At 74.0% G+C, this 2,247-nt stretch carries 2 protein-coding genes; both read right to left on the bottom strand.

Annotated features, from left to right (window positions below; translation table 11 throughout):
- The coding region (locus tag EAO71_RS35360; protein ID WP_147981915.1) for an MASE1 domain-containing protein at positions 1 to 1,041 on the bottom strand (1,041 nt) is incomplete at its 3' end.
- A gap of 141 nt (positions 1,042 to 1,182) precedes the next feature.
- A complete protein-coding gene (locus EAO71_RS35365; protein WP_147981916.1) occupies positions 1,183 to 2,010 on the bottom strand; it encodes a PP2C family protein-serine/threonine phosphatase in 828 nt (275 codons plus the stop codon).
- Between the last annotated feature and the right edge of the window lie 237 nt (positions 2,011 to 2,247).

The raw sequence follows: 2,247 nt of genomic DNA on the forward strand, positions 1-2,247 counted from the left end.
GCACCCTTCCGGACCCGCTTGCCGACCCCCTTCCCGGCCGTCCCACCGGACCCCTGCGGTCCCCGGTACCCGATCCCGGACCCGGCGGCGAGGACCCCGGTCCGGCGCCGKGGCGWGGAGGCCGCACACCTGGGCGACCTGTTCGTGGGTGCGGTTGCGTTCCGTGACGATCGCCGACAGCAGCAGGGCGGTCATGGAGGCCACCCCGTTGAAGGCCTGGAGCGTGAACATCTGGTCGAAGAGGTCGTGGCCCTGGAACGGCCCGGAGGAATTCGCCGCCGCGTGGATCGCCAGCAGCGAGACGATCAGCACACAGGGCGCCGCGCAGGTCAGCTGGAACCGGAGCGCCGCCCAGATCAGGAACGGGAAGACGAGGAAGAGGAGGTTGACCGTGCTCGTCGTGGCGACGAGCGTGACGGCGGCCGTGCCGGCGAGCAGCAGCGCCGCCTCGGCCCACCGGTAGGGGGAGACGCCGCGTGGCCGGCGCAGGGTGGGCAGGACGAGCAGCAGCGGCGTGATCACGAGGACGCCCATCGCGTCTCCCGTCCACCACACCGACCAGGCGGCCCAGAAGCCGCCGTTCGGCACCGCGTCGGAGAGCGTCAGCGCGCCGGCCCCCACGGTCGCGCTGACGAACATGCCGGCCAGGGCGCCGAGGAAGACCAGCGCCAAGGCGTCCCTGATGCGGTCGAGCTCCGTACGGAAGCCGACCTGGCGCAGCAGTACGAAGGCGACGACCGGCGCCAGCGTGTTCCCCGCGGTGATCGCGACGACCGCGGGGAACGACGGCCCGATCGGCAGGTTGACGAGGAAGGCGGCGAGCGCGATCCCGGGCCACACCCGCAGCCCGAACCAGAGGAGGCAGGCCAGGGCGATCCCGGTCGGCGGCCACAGCGGGGTGACCTGTCCGCGTACCAGCTCCTGCAGCAGTCCGAGCCGGGCCGCCGCGTAGTAGGCGCCCGCGACGGCGAGCACCACGACGACGGCGCCGACGGCGCCACCGCCGGCCGGGTGCCCGCGCAGCCGTTCCTGGAGCGTCATGTATTCATCGAACAACGCCTGGCGGTGACGCGCAGGCCAGGGATCGCGTGGAAGGCCGACGGGAACGGCGTGCGGAGGGCGGTACGGACCCCGGACGGGAGCCGTACGGCAGGGCGGACGGCAGGCCGGACGGAGGACGGGTCACGGCGGGGAAGGAGCGGCGTGCCGGAGGACGACCACGGCGGCGTCGTCGCTGTGGCCCGTCATGTCGGCGATCTTGATCACGGAGGAGGCCAGCAGGTCGGCGTCGGCGTCGAATCCGGCGTGGGCCAGCGCGGCGACCGCTTCCAGGCCCTCCTCGATGGGGAACCGCGGCCCCTCCACCACGCCGTCGGTGACGAGGACGACCGCGCCCTCGGTGGTGAGGACTCGGCGGGTGACCGGATAGTACTCGCCGGGGAACATGCCCAGCGGCAGTCCGCCCGCGTCGAGGACGGCGTGGGGGCTGCCGCCGGCCGTGGCCCAGACCGCCGGGGTGTGGCCCGCGCGGGCGCCGGCGAGTTCGTGGGTGGCAGGGTCGAAGCGCAGGAACGAGCAGGTCACGAAGAGTCCGCTGGCCATCGACACGAGCAGTTCGTTGACCTGGGCGAGTACGTCGCCGGGGTCGGTGGTCGCCCGGGCGACGGCGCGCAGTCCGCTCCGTACCTGACCCACGAAGGCCGCCGCCTCGGCGTCGTGGCCCTGGACGTCGCCGATCGCCACGCCGATCGTCCCGTCGGCCATCACGAAGGCGTCGTACCAGTCGCCGCCGATCTCCAGCCCCCGCCGCGCGGGCACGTAACGGGCGGCGACGGTGAGTCCGGGCACCGAGGGCAGCTCGGCGGGGAGGACCTGGCGCTGCAACGCGAGGGCCAGCTCGACGCGGGCTTCCTGGAGCTTGATCCCTTCGAGCACCTCACCGGTGAGCCGGACGAGGGTGTGCAGCAGGTCCTCGGCGTCGGCGGACGGATGGGCGTGGAGTCGGCTCATGGGCACGCTCCGGGCACTCTGACGCGGACCGGCCTGTGGACCGGCGGACTGAGGGGTTCCTCAGAAGGAACGGTACCCCTCGGGCCGGATTCCGGCCGGGCGGGTGGACGGCGAGCGCGCGGCGCGCGGGCGGACGCCGGCCCAGGAAGCACGGGACGCCTGACCTGACCGCGCCCCGTCCGTCCACCGGCGCCCCTTCCCGCGGCATGCCGGAAGGCCGCCCCGGGCCCACCGGCC

The organism is Streptomyces sp. MS191, from assembly GCF_008042125.1.
In the GTDB taxonomy this organism is placed as follows: domain Bacteria; phylum Actinomycetota; class Actinomycetes; order Streptomycetales; family Streptomycetaceae; genus Streptomyces.